The sequence below is a fragment of the Tahibacter soli genome, from assembly GCF_025717065.2.
In the GTDB taxonomy this organism is placed as follows: domain Bacteria; phylum Pseudomonadota; class Gammaproteobacteria; order Xanthomonadales; family Rhodanobacteraceae; genus Tahibacter; species Tahibacter soli.
Map to the genome: position 1 here is coordinate 104,635 of NZ_JAOVZO020000017.1, position 13,463 is coordinate 118,097.

Annotated in this window: 12 protein-coding genes; 9 read left to right on the plus strand and 3 right to left on the minus strand. The window is 69.6% G+C overall.

Translation table 11 applies throughout. The features are described from left to right. Positions 1–70: 70 nt before the first annotated feature. Together OD750_RS11695 and OD750_RS11700 are read left to right on the plus strand one after the other, a co-directional pair. Entirely contained in the window at positions 71–583 is a 513-nt protein-coding gene (locus OD750_RS11695; RefSeq protein ID WP_263545414.1) for a hypothetical protein, read from the plus strand. Positions 584–684: 101 nt separating this feature from the next. Next, complete coding sequence (locus OD750_RS11700) at positions 685–1,125, plus strand: hypothetical protein (protein WP_263545415.1); 441 nt, start codon at positions 685–687, stop codon at positions 1,123–1,125. Between the two features lie 160 nt (positions 1,126–1,285). On the opposite strand, the gene OD750_RS11705 is transcribed toward OD750_RS11700, so the two are convergent. After that, a complete protein-coding gene (locus OD750_RS11705) occupies positions 1,286–1,732 on the minus strand; it encodes a hypothetical protein (RefSeq protein WP_263545416.1) in 447 nt (148 codons plus the stop codon). A gap of 137 nt (positions 1,733–1,869) precedes the next feature. Further along, on the minus strand, positions 1,870–3,678 hold the full coding sequence (locus tag OD750_RS11710; RefSeq protein ID WP_263545417.1) for a tetratricopeptide repeat protein: 1,809 nt from the start codon (positions 3,676–3,678) through the stop codon (positions 1,870–1,872). Between the two features lie 152 nt (positions 3,679–3,830). Between OD750_RS11710 and OD750_RS11715 the strand changes: the two genes are divergently transcribed. Genes OD750_RS11715 through OD750_RS11745 form a run of 7 tightly spaced genes read left to right on the plus strand, consistent with a single transcriptional unit; the run spans position 3,831 to position 10,006 of the window. Continuing rightward, on the plus strand, positions 3,831–4,643 hold the full coding sequence (locus OD750_RS11715; RefSeq protein WP_263545418.1) for a TylF/MycF family methyltransferase: 813 nt from the start codon (positions 3,831–3,833) through the stop codon (positions 4,641–4,643). A 10-nt stretch (positions 4,644–4,653) separates the two neighbouring features. Continuing rightward, positions 4,654–5,328, plus strand: coding sequence for an acetyltransferase (locus OD750_RS11720; RefSeq protein WP_263545419.1), 675 nt, complete (start codon positions 4,654–4,656; stop codon positions 5,326–5,328). A 41-nt stretch (positions 5,329–5,369) separates the two neighbouring features. Beyond that, on the plus strand, positions 5,370–5,606 hold the full coding sequence (locus OD750_RS11725) for an acyl carrier protein (RefSeq protein WP_263545420.1): 237 nt from the start codon (positions 5,370–5,372) through the stop codon (positions 5,604–5,606). Next, positions 5,603–6,346 carry an SDR family NAD(P)-dependent oxidoreductase gene (locus OD750_RS11730; protein ID WP_263545421.1) on the plus strand — a complete coding sequence of 248 codons (744 nt, stop codon included), beginning with the start codon at positions 5,603–5,605 and terminating at the stop codon, positions 6,344–6,346. Before OD750_RS11725 ends, OD750_RS11730 begins: the two co-directional genes overlap by 4 nt. Beyond that, positions 6,343–7,725: an AMP-binding protein gene (locus OD750_RS11735; RefSeq protein ID WP_263545422.1), complete on the plus strand. Its 1,383-nt coding sequence runs from the start codon at positions 6,343–6,345 to the stop codon at positions 7,723–7,725. The genes OD750_RS11730 and OD750_RS11735 overlap by 4 nt, the downstream gene beginning before the upstream one ends. Continuing rightward, complete coding sequence (locus OD750_RS11740; RefSeq protein WP_263545423.1) at positions 7,722–8,792, plus strand: LuxE/PaaK family acyltransferase; 1,071 nt, start codon at positions 7,722–7,724, stop codon at positions 8,790–8,792. Before OD750_RS11735 ends, OD750_RS11740 begins: the two co-directional genes overlap by 4 nt. After that, positions 8,789–10,006, plus strand: a complete 1,218-nt coding sequence (locus tag OD750_RS11745) for an acyl-CoA reductase (RefSeq protein WP_263545424.1) — start codon at positions 8,789–8,791, stop codon at positions 10,004–10,006. The genes OD750_RS11740 and OD750_RS11745 overlap by 4 nt, the downstream gene beginning before the upstream one ends. A 163-nt stretch (positions 10,007–10,169) precedes the next feature. On the opposite strand, the gene OD750_RS11750 is transcribed toward OD750_RS11745, so the two are convergent. After that, on the minus strand, positions 10,170–13,454 hold the full coding sequence (locus OD750_RS11750) for an amidohydrolase family protein (RefSeq protein ID WP_263545425.1): 3,285 nt from the start codon (positions 13,452–13,454) through the stop codon (positions 10,170–10,172). Between the last annotated feature and the right edge of the window lie 9 nt (positions 13,455–13,463).

Sequence of the window (13,463 nt, forward strand, 5' to 3'; positions counted from 1 at the left end):
GCGCGCGTTGCGCTAACGTCGCGGCGTGTCGCGCCGTCAGATCGTGCGGCGGCCAGGCAGGAGTCCGATCATGAATACGCTCGTTCGAATCGCCGCGGCCGTTGCCGGCCTCTACGGCGCCGGCATCGCCGTTGCCGCAACCCATGAACCGCTGCCCGACGGCGTCGCGCTGCGCGAGCTCGTGCGCCACTATCGGGCGCCGACCGACGCGCTCGGCTATCACTATTCCGGCGTCTCGCTGCCGGCCGCGCTGACGGGCTACGCGCCTCAAAGCTCGCTCGGTTTCGTGTCGGAGACGCCGTTCGCCGGTTCCAGGCCGCTGTACGCCTGTCTCGTCCCGTCGCGGTACGAGGACGCTTCGCCGTTCACGTCATCCGACGCGAACTGCGAAGGCCGCGCCGCGATCCCGGGCGCCGCCGTCGTCGGCCATGTCGCCGCGGCGCCGCTTGCCGGCACCGTGCCGCTGTACCGCTGCCACTTCGCGGGCGGCGGGCGGCTCGACCACTTCGATACCTTGAGCGACGACTGCGACGGCGACAAGCGCGCCCGGCCCGACGGCGTGCTCGGCTACGTGTTCCTCTAGCCGCCCGCGTCCGCGATTTCGACCCGGTTTTTCCCGCCGCCGCGCCTTGCCGCGGCGCGACACGCGACGGACCATGACGAAACCCGTTTCGGAGCTTCGCCATGATCCGCCTGACTGCCGCGCTGGCCTGTCTGCTGGCCGCCACGCCCGCCGCCGCGCACGAGACGCTGCCTCGCCCCGACTGGTGCGAGAACGGCCGCATCGACGTCGTCGGCATGTTCGCCTACGACGGCGGCCAGCTGCATTCGGCGCTCGCGCTGTACTACTGCCCCGACGCGCCGCGCAACTGCGGCGAGTTCGACCACGCCTACGAACGCGCCATGACCTATGCCGGCAATACCTGCGCCGCGTACCAGGGCGGTATCGTGCACGGGGACGCAGGCCAGGTCATTCCGTTCGTGATGTCGCCGGCGACGTTCCTGTCGGCGAGCCATCACTCGGGCTATGTCGTCGCCGACGGCCTGTACGGCTTCTGCCTGCGCTGCACGGATCCGCGCGCGACGGTGCCGGTCGGCCCGCGCGATCCGGGTTCGACGCGCTAATGGCCTGCAACAGACAAATCGAAAGTGGCTCGCTCGTCCTGGCCGCGCAGGACTTGCCGCTCACTCAGCCAATAGCTTGTGCTATTGGCCTCGCTCCGCAGCGGCGTCCTGCACGACCAGTCCTTCGCGATCCCTCTTCCGATTTATCTGCCACAGGCCATTAGTCGTCGCCGAGCTTGCGGATCTCGGCCTCGTAGGCGTCGATGCGGAAGCGCTCGCGCAGATCGCCGAACGCGCGCACGGCCTCGTTCGGCACGCTCACCGTAACGGTCGTGACGCCGTCGACGCCGCCGCCGGTCGGGACCGACAATTCGAAGAAGCCGCGCTTCTGGCACGGCACCTCGGTGTAAGTCGGAATCGTGCACGACGGATGGTTGTGGTTCGCGTGCTGCGCCTTGCTCTGATTCATCATGTTGATGCACTGCTGCATCGTCGTGCCGAGATACGTGTGGCCCGAGCCGTTCGTGTGATTGAGCGACCCGCCATATTTGAGCGAGTCGGCCGTCTGCTGCGTCAGCGGAATCCACGGCGGTATCGCCTGTGCCGCGTTGCTGCCGAAGACGGCCGCGCCGACGGCGGCCAGCGCGAATAGACGGTTTCGAATCATGACGAGCCTCATGCGGATGACCGCGCCGGAATGGCGCCGGGTGCGATCACGCTAGGTTCGGCCTCGCCGGTTCGCCAGCGAAACGCCGGGCCGATTCCGGGCCGGAACGCGATTCGTCCCGCCTTTTTCCCGGCGCCTCAGCCCATCGCGCGCGCCTTGAGCGCTTCGCGCACGCCGGCGACGAGCGCTTCGAGCCGCGTCCGCTCGGCGGCTTCGAGCGGGCATTCGGCCAGCACGAAATACGCGCTGCGCAGCACCTCGCGCCAGCGCGGCTGGCGCGGCAGCTTGGCGAGGCTCAGATACCGCTCCATCGAGCGCATGCGCAGGCGGCCGTCGTCGATGTGCACGCGCCAGATGCCGCTCTTTTCGGCGAATTCGACCGGCGACGTGCGCGTGCTGCGCTCCCACGCGTGCACGCTCGCGACCATCAGCTCGACCAGCGCGCGACGGAACGTATCGGCGGGCGCGACGGTGTCGGCCGGCGGCGCCTCGCCGGGCGCGTTCGCGGCGTCGTCGGCCGCCTCGTCCGGCGGCGCCGCGGCGTCGGTGCGCAGCGCCTCGGCCGCATCGCGGTAGCGCGCGATCTGCGCTTCGAGCCGCGCGCGCTGGCGCCGCACGCGCACGACGAGCGCGCCGGCGACGATCGCGAACAGCGCGAGCGCCGCGCCGAGCCGCAGGCGCCAGCGCGATCCTTCGTCCGCGAGGGTCCGTGCCTGCGCGCGGTTCGTCTCGCGCAGCGCGGCGATCTCCTTCACCTTCTCGGCCACGTCGAGCCGCACCTGCCACTGCGCGATGCGCTCGTTCTGCGTGCGCGTCGCCTCCTCGACGGTGGCCGCCTGTGCCTGTTTGAGATCGGCCACGGCGCGCTCGGCGTCGCCGCCGCGTTCGGATGCCTGCGCGAGAAACCGCCACGCCTCGACGCGGTCGGCGATGGCGTCGCCGTCGCCGGACGCAAGCCGCGCGCGCAGCGCCTGCCGCGCGGGCGACGCTTCGCCGGCGGCGGTCTGCGCGCGCGCCTGCGCCAGCAGCAGCGCGAGCGTCGGCGATTGCTTGAGCGACGTGCCGATGTCGAGCGCTCGCGCGATCCATGCGTTCGCCGCGTCGTTGCGGCCGAGCTCGGCCTCCAGGCGCGCGAGATGCGTCGCGACGCGCAGCTGGTCGCGCGCGGCGCGCTGGCCGGCGAATTCGCTCCAGGCCGCTTCAAGCTTCGCGCGCGCCGCGTCGTCGCGCTGCCGGCGACGGTCGTTCAGCGCGAGGCTTTCGAGCACGTGCGCCACCTGTCGCGGCGACGCCTGTGCGCGATACGCCGCCAGCGCGCGCTGCAGCCAGTCCTCGGCGGCCGCGTAGTCGCCCAGGTCCTGTTGCACGTTGCCGAGATTGTTCAACACCGCGGCGGCTTCGGCGCTCTGGCCGAGCTTTTCGCGCAGGGCCAGGCTCGTCGTGAACGCTTCGAGCGCCTGGGCGTAGTCGCCGACGCGGCGATACGCGTTGCCGACGTCGTTCCAGCTCTGCGCCTGCGCCGCCGCGTCGTCGTGCGCGCGCGCCATGTCGAGCGCCTTGCCGAACGAAAGCGCCGCCTCCGCGAGACGTTCGCGCCGATACGCGACGATGCCGCGGCGCCGTTCGATGCGATGCGCGTCGCGCCAGTCGGCGAACGGCGCGAGCAGCGCGCCGGCGCGGTCGAGATCGGCGGTCGCATCGTCGTAGCGCGCGAGCGCGACGTTCGCGTCGGCGCGTTCGACGAGCGCATCGGCGGCGGTGCGCGCATCTCGCGCGGCGAGGGCGGCGTCGTGCGCGGCGAGGCAGATGGCGAGCGCGTCGTTCGCCGCGCTCTTCGTCGCGCTGCGGCAGGCGTCGAGCGTCGCGGTCTGCGCACCGGCGGCCGACGCGAGCAGCGCGCACAGACCGAACGTCGCGAGAGCCAGCGGCCGGGTCGGGCGTGGCAAGACGATCTCCTCCGCGGGTTCAAAGCGCAGCGTAGCAGCTGCGCGCGAACATCGTTCCGCCGGTCGCAAAGGCCGCGTATCCGGCTAGACTTCGTTACCGGCCGCGCGCCCCGGAATCCCCGCGGTGCCGGGCGCATCGACCAGGAAGATTCATGAGCAGCGACGTTTCGAAGCCTTCGGACGCGGCCCCCGACGAGCCGATTCCGGGCGTACAGAAAATCCGCGGCGAGTTCACGACGCTGACCGGCGACGCGCAGACGCGCCATCGCCGCCTGCGCGACATCGCCGGAGAACTGCTGCCGCAGTACGGCACGAACTGGCACCGCCACGCGCTGGTCGCGACGCAGGCGAGCGCGATGGCGCGCGTTCTGTACTACAACGAGTTGTACCGGAAGATCGTCGACGTGCCGGGCGTGATCTGCGAGTTCGGCGTGCAGTGGGGCGCGACGCTGACTCAGCTCGTCAACCTGCGCAGCATCCACGAGCCGTTCAACCTGAGCCGCATCATCTACGGCTTCGACACGTTCGAAGGCTTCGCCGCGACGGCGCCGCAGGACGGCGACTACTCGGCGAAGGGCGACTACGCCTCGATGCTCGGCTACGAGGAACGGCTCGACGAAATCCTCGCGCTGCACGAGTCGTTCTCGCCGATGCCGCACGTGCGCAAATACGAACTGATCAAGGGCGACGCCGCGCAGACGAGCGCGCGGTGGCTCAAGGACAATCCGCACGCCGTGATCGCGATGGCGATCTTCGACATGGACCTGTACGAGCCGACGCGCGACGTGCTGCGCAACATCCTGCCGCGCCTGACCCGCGGCTCGGTGCTCGTGTTCGACGAACTCAACTGCCGCCAGTTTCCCGGCGAAACGATCGCGCTCGACGAGGTCGTTGGCCTCAACAACCTGCGCCTGCGCCGCTCGCCGCTGCAGCCGTACTGCGCGTGGGCGGTGTTCGGCGAATGAGCGCGCGCGCATGACCGCGGGATTTCATACCGACGAGGCGATCGCCTCGGTCGCGATCGCCGGCGCCGGCGGGTTCGGGCTGGAAATCTTCGACTACCTGACGGCCCGGGCCGCGCACGGCGGACCGCGCGTCGCCGGCTTTCTGGACGACACGCCCGGCGCGCCGCTGCCGCGCGGCGTGGACGCCGCGCACCTCGGCACGATCGACGGCTATCGGCCGACGGCAGGGCAGGTCGTCGTCGTCGCGATCGGTTCGGTGCGCGGACGCCTCGCGGTGCTCGCGCGGCTGCGCGCCAACGGCGCGCGCACCCCGGCGTTCGTCGCCGACATGACGCGCGTGTCCGGCGCCGCGACGCTCGCCGACGGCGTCGTCGTCTGTCCGTTTTCGATCGTCAACCGCAACGCGACGATCGGCGACGGCGCCCTCGTCAACGTGCACTGCAGCGTCGGCCACGGCGCGAGGGTCGGCGCGCATTCGATCCTGTCGCCGTACGCGGCGCTCAACGGTGACGCGGCGATCGGCGAGCGCTGTTTTCTCGGCACGCGCGCGACGATCTTTCCGGGCGTGCGCATCGGCGACGGCTGCATCGTCGACAGCCACACGCCCGTGCGGGCCGATGCCCCCGACAGCCGGATGATATCCTCGCGCGGCCAGTATCTCGTCAACGCGTTGCGGGGCGCCTGACGCGCGACCGACCGCGCGGCGTACCACGAACGGACAACGAAATGTCGATCGACAAGCTCAAGGCTACTTTTGCAGAAAGTCTCGGAATTCCCGCCGGCGACGTGACCGACGCGCTCGCGTACAACAAGGTGCCGCAGTGGGATTCGGTCGCCCACATGGCGCTCGTCGCGGCGATCGAACGCGACTTCGACATCCTCATTAGCACCGACGACGTCATCGACATGTCGAGCTTCGCCAAGGCGCGCGAGATCGTCGCGAGGTACGGGGCCGGCACGTGACGCTCGACGGCAAGGTGGCGTGGGTCACCGGCGCGTCGCGCGGCATCGGCCGCGGCATCGCGCTGGCCTGCGCGCGCGAAGGCGCGAGGGTCGTCGTCGTCGCGCGCAGCGTCGATCATCTCGCGCAGACCGTCGACGAGATCCGCGCCGCGGGCGCTCCCGAGCCGATCGCGCTCGACTACGACATCGCCGATCCGAAACGGGTCGGTGAGGCGTTCGGCAAGGTGTACAAGGAAACCGGCCGGCTCGACGTGCTCGTGAACAACGCCGGCGTCATGCAGGACGCGCTGCTCGGCATGGTCTCCGCGGCGCAGATCCACGAGACGTTCTCGATCAACGTCTACGCCGCGATCTACCACATGCAGTACGCCGCGCGCCTGATGGCGCGCCGCAAGGCCGGATCGATCGTCAACATCGCGTCGATCATCGGCCGCACCGGCAATGCCGGGCAGACGGTGTACGGCGCGTCCAAGGCCGCGGTGATCGGCGCGACGCTGTCGGCGGCGAAGGAACTCGCCCCGCAGGGCATCCGCGTCAACGCGATCGCACCGGGTTTCATCGAAACCGACATGGTGCGCCAGCTCGCGCCGGACAAGTTCGCCGAACGCCTCGGCGGCGTGCGCATGGGCCGCATCGGCACGCCCGACGATGTCGCGCGCGCGACGCTGTATCTGGCGTCCGACGCGTCCGAATACGTGACCGGCCAGGTGCTCGGCGTCGACGGCGGCATGCTCGTATGACGTTCTGGGCGCTGCCCGCGAGCGATGCGCCGGCGCTCGCGCTCGGCGTCGACGCGGCGTCGGCGCGGGTGGTGGACTACCGCCGGCTCGCATCGCTCGCCGACGCCTTCGTCGCGACGCTCGGCACGCGCGCGCGCAAGCGCCTCGGCGTCGTGCTGTGCGCGAACGCGCCGGAACCGATCGCCGCGTACCTCGGCGCGCTGCGCGCCGGCGACGCGGCGATGCTTCTCAACGCGCAGGTCGCGCCCGGCCAGCTTGCGGCGCTCTTCGATGCGTATCGCCCCGACTGGATCGTACAGCCGTCCGCGCGCGACCCGTTGCCGGGCTATCGGCTCGCCGGGGCCGACGGCGGCTGGTCGACGCTGCGCCGCGACGATGGCGCGGGCGCCGGCGAGATCCACGACGATCTCGCCGTGCTGCTGTCGACGTCGGGCACGACCGGCAGCCCGAAGATGGTGCGGCTGTCGTATCGCAATCTCGACGCGAACGCACGGGCGATCGTCGAATATCTCGCGCTCGGCGCCGACGAACGCGCGATCACGACGCTGCCGTTCAACTACGCGTACGGGCTGTCGGTGCTCAACAGCCACCTGTCGGCCGGCGCGTCGCTGGTGCTGTCCGACGACAGCCTGCTCGCGCGCGAATTCTGGAACCGCTTCGCGCTGCACGGCGCGACGTCGCTCGCCGGCGTGCCGTATACGTATGAAATTCTGCACAGGCTCAATCCCGATCGGCTGAATCTCGATACGCTGCGTACGCTGACGCAGGCCGGCGGCCGGCTCGCGCCGAAGCTCGTCGACTATTTCCGCGAGGTCGCGCAGCGCCGCGGGTGGCGTTTCTTCGTGATGTACGGACAGACCGAAGCGGCGCCGCGCATCAGCTACGTGCCGCCGGCGTTGCTCGCGGCCAAGGCCGGATCGATCGGCATCGCGATACCGGGCGGGCGGTTGTCGCTGTCGCCCGACGGCGAACTCGTCTACGAAGGGCCGAACGTCATGCTCGGCTACGCGTTCGATCGCGCCGATCTCGCGCGCGGCGACGAGACCGGCGGTCGCCTCCACACCGGCGATCTCGCCGAGGTCGACGCCGACGGCTGTTACTTTCTGCGCGGACGCCTGCGCCGCTACGTCAAGATCCACGGCAACCGCGTCAATCTCGACGACATCGAGCGCGCGCTCGAGGAGCGGCTCGACCGGCCGGTCGCCGTCGCCGGCGAAGACGATCGCCTGCGGATCTATCTCGGCGGCGACGCCGACGCGGCCAAGGCGTTTCTGACCGACGCGTACCGCCTGCATCATTCGACGTTCGGCATCCGCGTCGTTGAAGAAATTCCGCGCGGTTCGACCGGCAAGATAGACTATTCGGCGCTGCCGCGATGACCGACGCGCCGCCCGCCGTGACGCTCGCCGATCCGTATTCGGTACCGCAGGCCGAACGCGAGGCGCGCCTCCTCGCCGATCTCAACGCGCTGACCGCCTGGCATCGCGAACGCTGCGCCGGCTACGATGCGATGTTGCGCGGCGTCTACGGCGGCGCGACGCAGGCGGCGCGTCTGGCCGACGTGCCGTATCTGCCGGTGCGGCTGTTCAAGCATCTGGCGCTGCGCAGCGTGCCGGACGACGCGGTCGTGCGGCAGCTCACGTCGAGCGGCACGAGCGGACGGCAGGTGTCGCGCATCTTTCTCGACGCCGAAACGTCGGCGCTGCAGGTGCGCGCGCTCGCGGCGATCGTGCAGGATTTCATCGGCCGGCAACGGCTGCCGATGCTGATCGTCGACAGCGCGCAGACGATCCGCGGCGGCGCGTTCAGCGCGCGCACGGCCGGCGTGCTCGGCTTCTCGAACTTCGGGCGGCACCACGAATACGCGCTCGACGAGGCGATGCAGCCGCGCTGGGACGCGATCGAGCGCTTCGTCGACACGCATCGCGACGCACCGATTCTGCTGTTCGGGTTCACCTGGGTCGTGTGGCGGCATTTTCTCGAAGCCGCCGAAAGCGCCGGACGCCGCCTCGACGTCGGTCCGCGCAGCGTGCTCGTGCACGGCGGCGGCTGGAAGAAGCTCGCCGACGAGCGCGTCGACAACGCGACGTTCAAGCGGCGTCTCGCCGAGCGCTTCGGCCTCGTGCGCGTCGCCAACTACTACGGCATGGTCGAGCAGGTCGGCTCGATCTACATGGAATGCGAGGCGGGTTATCTGCACGCGCCGGCGTTCGCCGACGTCGTGATGCGCGACACCGCGACGCTCGCGCCGGCGGATTCGGGCGCGGTCGAGGTGCTGAGCGCGCTGCCGCGCAGCTATCCGGGCCATGCGATCCTGACCGAAGATCTCGGCACGATCCGCGGCCGCGACGACTGCGCCTGCGGCCGCAAAGGTACTTATTTCCACATTCACGGCCGCATTCCCGCCGCGGAACTGCGCGGCTGCAGCGACGTGCGCGCGACATGATCGACTATCTGCTCGCTCCCGCAACGGATGCCCGCGATCTCGATGCGCGGCTCGACGCCGTGGCCGCAGCGCCCGGCGCGGCGCCGTTCGACGAGCGCCGCGTCGCGTTCGTCGCCGAGCTGTCGCGGGCCGTGCTGCTCGACCGGCGCTTTCGCGAATTTCCCGAACTCATGGCGATGGCGCACTGGTTTCGCGCCGCGAGCCTCGCCGACCTGCGCGCGACGCTGACCGGCGGCCCCTTCGTGCGCCGCGGTCTCGTTTTCCATATCGCGCCGTCGAACGTCGACTCGGTGTTCATCTATTCGTGGCTGCTGTCGCTCTTGTGCGGCAACGCGAACGTCGCGCGCGTCTCGCGGCGGCGCACGCCGCAGATGTCGGCGTTCTTCGAAACGACCGGTACGCTGCTCGCGCGCGACGACCACCGCGCGATCGCGGCCGGCAACCTCGTCGTGAGCTACGACCACGATGTGGCCGTGACGCAGGCGATCGGTGCGCGCTGCCATCTGCGCACGATCTGGGGCGGCGATGCGACGATCGCGGCGATCCGCGCCGTGCCGCTGCCGGCGCTCGCGTCGGAACTCGCGTTCGCCAATCGTTTCTCGCTCGCGGCGCTTGCGGCCGGCGCGGTGCTCGGTCTCGACGCCGACGGTCTGGCCGCGCTGGCGCGGGCGTTCTACGCCGACGCGTTCTGGTTCAACCAGCAGGCGTGTTCGTCGCCGCGCGCGGTCGTGTGGATCGGCACGCACGACGACTGCGCCCGGGCGCGCGAACGGTTCTGGCCCGCGCTGGCCGCCGAACTCGCGGCGCGCGGCCACGAAAACCCGGCGTCGCACGTGATGGACCGCGCCACGACGCTGTTCCGCCTCGCGCACGCGCGGCGCGCATCGGCGGCGCAGACCGCGATCGGCGCGCTGCCGACGCGGCTCCTCGTCGACGATCTCGATGCGCAGGACCGTGCCGTTCACGACGGCAACGGCGTGTTTCTTGAGCTCGACCGGCCCGATCTCGCCGGCGTCGCGGCGCTGCTTGCATCGCGCGACCAGACGATCGCGCACTACGGTTTCGATCGCGGCGACTGGCTCGCCGTGCTGCCGATGCTGCCGCCGCACGCGGCCGACCGCATCGTGCCGATCGGACAGGCGCTCGCGTTCGGCGCGGTGTGGGACGGCGTCGACCTGCTGCGCGCGTTCACGCGGCAGATCGACATCCGCTGAAACAAAACCGGCCCGGTCGTTGCGACCGGCAGACCGTGCGATCCAGGGATGGATCGCCCGAACACCGATCGCGCAAGCGATCGGTGTTCGGAGAAGGTGCGCAAGCTCTGCTTGCGCCGTTCGATCGAGAAACAGGCAGGAAGCCTGTTTCTCGACATACGACTTAGTCCTCGTGCGCGTGCACGGTGCCAGACTTCGGGCAGTGGCACGGCGCGGTCGGGCCGTACTCGATGCCGAACGTGCGGCCGTCGCGGTGGCGCTGCCAGTAGAACGTCGGCGCCGGGCGCGCCTTGCCGCCGACTTCGGCCATGTCCGCGTCGACGTCGAACAGACGGCCGTTGACCGCGACGTAGCGCGTGTCGATCGTTGCGCGGATGTTCTCGAGCGGGTTCGAATTGAGCACCGCGAAGTCCGCGCGCTTGCCGGCCGTGAGCGAACCGATTTCCTTCGACAGACCGAGCATGTCGGCGCCGCCGAGCGTCGCCACGCGCAGCGCTTCGTGGTTCGACATGCCGCCCTGCGTCAGCATCCAGATTTCCCAATTGGGAGAAAGTCCCTGCAGCTGGCCGTGGCCGCCGATCTGGATGCCGATGCCCTGATCGCGCAGCGCCTTGACGCTCTTCGAAACCTCCACGTGCCAGTAGTCCCAGTCCGGCGCGGTTTCGCGGCGGATCGAACGCGCCGCGAGCGTCTCCTTCGGGAAGAAGCGGTTGAGCTTCTTGTCTTCCCAGACGTTGTCGCGCGCGTACCACCAGTATTCGCCGGAAAGGCCGCCGTAGCTCACGACGAGCGTCGGCGTGTTGCGCACGTCGGTTTCCTTCCACAGCTTCATCACGTCGCCGTACAGCGGCGCGACGGGGATGTTGTGCTCGATGCTCGTGGCGCCGTCGAGAATCATCGGGATGTTGTGATTGAACGTCGAGCCGCCTTCCTCGACCACCAGCATGCCGAGCTCGCGCGCGGCCTGGTTGATCTGCTGGTGCTGCTCGCGGCGCGGCTGGTTGTAGCTCTTCACGCTGAACGCGCCGTTCGCCTTCATGCGGCGCAGATGCGCGCGCGCGTCGTCGAGCGAATTGACCACGGCTTTGAAATCGCCGTCCGCGCCGTACAGGATCGTGCCGGTCGACAGCACGCGCGGGCCGACGAGCGTGCCGGCCTTGACGAGTTCGGCCTGCGAGAACACGGTTTCGGTCGTCGCCGACGGGTCGTGCATCGTCGTGATGCCGAACGCGAGGTTCGTGTAGTACGCCCAGTTCTGCTGCGGCACCACGCCGCTGTTGAAGTGGTTGGCATGCGCGTGCGCGTCGACGTAGCCCGGCACGATGGTCTTGCCCGACGCGTCGATCACGCGCGCGTTCGACGGCACCGCCACGTTCTTGCCGATCGCCTTGATGCGCTCGCCCTCGACGACGAGCGTGCCGTCCTCGATCACCTCGTCGCCGTTCATCGTGACGAGGCGCGCGTGCGTGAACGCGACGACGTCGCCCGGCTTGTCGCTCGCAACCGTGAGGCCCACCGGAATGCCCTTGAGCGTATCGGGCTTCGGCAGCGTCGCCGGCGCGCCCGGCACGAACGCGAAGGCGTCTTTCAGATCGCGCGAGTAGTACTGGTTGCCGACCATCCAGTGCAGCGACGCGCTGTCGTTGCCCCAGTGCAGGTACGAGCCGACGTCGGCCGAGATCTTGCTGACCGGAATCGCGGTCGTGTCCTTGGAGAGTTCGACCGTGCCGCCGGTCTGCGGCATCGGCGCGACGTACGCGTTGAAGAGTTCGGTGAACGCGACCCAGCGGCCGTCCGGACTCACGGTGACGAAGTCCACGTATTTCAGATCGAACACGTCGCGCGGCTCTTCGCCGGCGAGGCCGACGCTCTGCAGCTTTTTCTTCAGGCCGCCGCCGGTCAGGAACAGCACGCGCTTGCCGTCGGCCGTGAACTGCGGTTCGACGCCGTCGTGCGAGACGCGCTTGGGCGTGCCGCCGGAAACGGACATCACGTACACGCCGCCTTCGCCGGCGTTGAGCGAACCGGTCAGCGACGTGCCGGCCTGCTTCGACCAGGTGATCCACGCGCCGTCGCGCGAATAGCGCGGGCTGTAGTAGAAGCCCGGCGCGGCGGTCAGTGTGCGCTCGGCGCCGCCGGCCAGCGTGCGCTCGACGATCGCGCCCTGTTTCTCGTCGCTCCACGTCGTGTAGACGAGCTTGCGTCCGTCGGCGCTGAACGTCGGCTGGTATTCGAACACGCCGTTCGACGCGGTGAGGCGCTGCGGCGCGCCGTTCGGCAGCGATTTCGTCCACAGCGAACCGACCGCGTGGAACACCATCGTCTTGCCGTCCGGGCTCGTCGCCACGTCGCGGATCATCTTCGGCTCGAAGCGGTCGCCGTCGAACTTCTGTTCGAAGCGCAGCGGCGCCGCGACCGTCTGCTCGACATCGGCGCGGAACGCGATCGGCGCGGGTTTGCCCGACGATGCGTCGACGCGCCACAGCTTGCCCTTGGCCCAGATGACGAGGCTCTTCGAATCGGGCGTCCACGCGTAGTTCGCGTAAGGCCCGAAGATCGCCCAGGCTTCCTGCATGTCGTGCGACAGGCCGTCCCACAGCGGACGCACGTTGTTCGATTCGAGATCGACGACGTGCAGCACGCTCTTGTCGCCGACGCGCTTGACGAACGCGAGCGACTTGCCGTCGGGCGACGGCTGCGGACGCACCGCGCCGCCCGGCGTCGAGACGATGTCTTCGACTTCGCCGGTCTCGCGGTCGAGCCGCTTGATCGCATAGATCGTGTCGTGCGGATTCTTGTTGTACTGGAAGCTCGGTCCCCGGCTGACGTCTTCGGAGTAGTACACGTAGCGGCCGTCGGGGCTCACCGCCGGTTCGCCCAGGTCCTGCTGGTCGTTCTTCTTCTTGACGATCTGCAGGCCGGCGCCGCCGGACTTGTGGTACAGCCACAGCTCGCCGGCGCCGAGCGAGCGCTCGGACGTGAAGTGCTTGCGGCCGACGAGGTATTGGCCGTCGGGCGTCCACACCGGATTGTTGAGCAGGCGGAAGTCTTCCTTCGACACCTGCGACGCGCCCGAACCGTCGGCCTTCGCGCGCCACAGATTGTTGCCGCCGCCGCGATCGGACGTGAACGCGATCTCGCGGCCGTCCGGCGAGTAGCGCGGCTGCACGTCCCACGCGGGGCCCGAGGTGATGCGCTTGGCCGTGCCGCCGTCGATCGGCAGCGCGTACAGATCGCCGAGCAGCGAGAACACGATGGTCTTGCCGTCGGGGCTGACGTCCAGATCCATCCAGGTGCCCTCGTCGGTCGAGAACTTCACCGACTTGGTCGCCCCGTGCGGCGCGTTGACGTCCCACTTGGCGTCTTTCTTGTCGTCCTTCTTGTCGGCGGCGAACGCGGGCAAGGCGAGTATCAGCCCCAGGGCAAGGGCGAGCGGATGGCGCAGCATGGGTGTCTC